The organism is Pasteurella testudinis DSM 23072, assembly GCF_900176075.1.
Classification (GTDB): Bacteria; Pseudomonadota; Gammaproteobacteria; order Enterobacterales; family Pasteurellaceae; genus Chelonobacter; species Chelonobacter testudinis.
The window spans coordinates 1-2,410 of record NZ_FWWV01000055.1 but is presented as its reverse complement, the minus strand read 5'-3'; the positions used below and the strand labels follow the sequence as shown (position 1 = coordinate 2,410).

Here is a 2,410-nt window from a genome sequence, read left to right as displayed (position 1 = left end):
AGCTGAAAGCAGCGGGTTGGTCAGATGAATTCAGGTCAGAGCTGATGTTTGGTGTTGTTGGTTGATTATTAGACAAAGTGCGCGGTTGCCCTGATGCGGCAAACAGTCCGTTTCTTGTTCGTTTTTCCTTGCCTTTTCAGTAAAAATGCGTATCATCACCGCTCTTTTATCGTTAACCGCTAACAGCAATATTTGGGTTCCCTCGCCCCCAAACACAAACAAAAAGGTAGCAAATATGTTTTCCACTTCTACGTTGTTTAATACGCAACAAAAACGCAATGCGTTAATTATCCTGAGCTTTTTCCATATTTTAATCATCACCGCCAGTAACTATTTGGTGCAATACGCCTTTGAAGTGCGGTTGCCGTTCACGGATTTCAGCTTTCATACCACTTGGGGTACGCTGACCTTTCCGTTTATTTTCTTGGCAACGGATCTGACCGTGCGGGTGTTCGGCGCGAAAGCCGCCCGCCAGATTATTTTTATCGTGATGATTCCGGCATTAATCATCAGTTATCTGGTGTCCACCTTGTTCGTCGACCAGCAATTTCAAGGGCTGACCGCACTTGCGACTTTTAATCTGTTTGTGTTCCGCATTGCGATTGCCAGTTTTGCCGCCTATGTTTTCGGGCAGTTGCTGGACGTTTTGGTGTTTAACCGTCTGCGCCGGTTGCAAGCTTGGTGGGTGGCGCCGAGCTGTGCGATGACTTTCGGCAGCGCCTGCGACACCTTGCTGTTCTTTGCGATTGCTTTTTATCAAAGCAGCGATCCGTTTATGGCGGAAAACTGGTTTGCGCTCGGTTTTGTCGATTATCTGTTTAAGTTGTTTATCGGCTTGCTGTTCTTCGTGCCGGCGTATGGTGTGGTGCTGAATATCATTCTCAAAAAATTGCAACAATTGGCCGACTTGCGCCAGCCGAGCTTAAATTAATTTTTAACCTTCAACCATAAGAGAAATAACAATGGATTTAAGACAAGCGATTGCCAGAAGTTCGATGAGCCCGTTTCAATGGGGGATTGTCTTATTGGCGTTTTTACTGAATGTGTTGGACGGTTTTGACGTACTGGCGTTAGCGTTCACCGCATCTGCGATTAAAAACGCCTTCGGGCTGGACGGGGCGGAAGTCGGCTATTTGTTAAGTGCCGGCTTGGTTGGTATGACGATTGGCTCGCTGTTTTTGGCACCGTTAGCCGATAAATTCGGCCGCCGTCCGTTATTGTTGGTATCGGTTGCTTTGTCAACCGTCGGTATGCTGTTTTCCGGTTTTGCGACCGATCACTATCAATTGGCGTTGTGGCGGGTGATCACCGGTTTAGGGGTGGGGAGTATTCTGGCGTGCACCAATGTGATCGTCAGCGAATATTCCTCGCGGAAATGGCACGGCTTAGCGATCAGCCTGTATGCCGCCGGCTTTGGCATCGGTGCGGTATTGGGCGGAATGTCGGCCCGTTTTTTACAAGCCAGTTACGGCTGGCAATCGGTGTTTTTCGTCGGTGCGGCGTTAACCGGCGTGTGCTTAATTGTGATTTGGCTGTTTTTGCCGGAATCGATTGATTTTCTGATGAGTAAAAAACCGAAAAACGCCTTGCAGCGCCTGCAAAAAATTGCAAAACGCTTAAGACTAGAAGGCGATTGGACATTGGCTCAACAAGCGCAATCGCAACAACAACCGCGTGGAATTTTAGAACTGTTTTCGTCGAATTATTTGAAAATCACGCTGCTGGTGTGGGCGGCGTTTTTCACCGTGATGTTCAGTTTTTACTTTATCAGCTCTTGGACACCGGCATTGTTGGAACAAGCCGGCATGAGCAAAAACGAGAGTATCAGCGTCGGCATGATGCTGTCGTTGGGCGGCACTTTCGGTGCCTTGACGTTCGGCTTGTTCGCCAGCCGCTGGACGGCACGCCACATTCTGATGGTGTTCGGGGCTTTGGCAAGCTTGGCGATCGTCGCTTTCGTATTCTCTCTGCAAAGCGTCGGCTTCGCCTTTGTGTTGGGCATCTTGATCGGCAGCTTAATTAACGGCTGTATCAGCGGCTTATATATCCTCAACCCAAGCCTATACCAAGCCGAAATCCGCAGCACCGGCGTAGGCTTCTCTATCGGTGTCGGCCGCTTCGGCGCCATCTTCGCCCCGATTATGGCCGGCTACTTGCTCGACGCAGGCTGGCAATCGAAAGATCTCTATCTCGGCGCCGCCGTTGTGATGTTGATCTCAACTTTGGCGGTGTATTGGCTAAAACCGAAAGCGGCTGTGACGTCGGTTTAAGAGTGGAATATTCTTTTTAATAGTGCGGGCACATGCTTAAGCCGCAAAATAACAATCCGCACGTGAAACGTGCGGTTTTTCGGCTGCCCTATAAGGGCCTAGTAATTCACATGCCCCTCAAGGGGCATGCGAAAAGACTG

Annotated in this window: 2 protein-coding genes; both read left to right on the top strand. The window is 49.4% G+C overall.

Going from position 1 to position 2,410, the window contains the following annotated elements:
* Positions 1-235: 235 nt before the first annotated feature.
* Entirely contained in the window at positions 236-931 is a 696-nt protein-coding gene (locus B8880_RS12105; protein WP_084257838.1) for a 7-cyano-7-deazaguanine/7-aminomethyl-7-deazaguanine transporter, read from the top strand.
* Positions 932-962: 31 nt separating this feature from the next.
* On the top strand, positions 963-2,270 hold the full coding sequence (locus tag B8880_RS12100) for an MFS transporter (protein WP_084257837.1): 1,308 nt from the start codon (positions 963-965) through the stop codon (positions 2,268-2,270).
* The last annotated feature ends 140 nt before the right edge of the window (positions 2,271-2,410 follow it).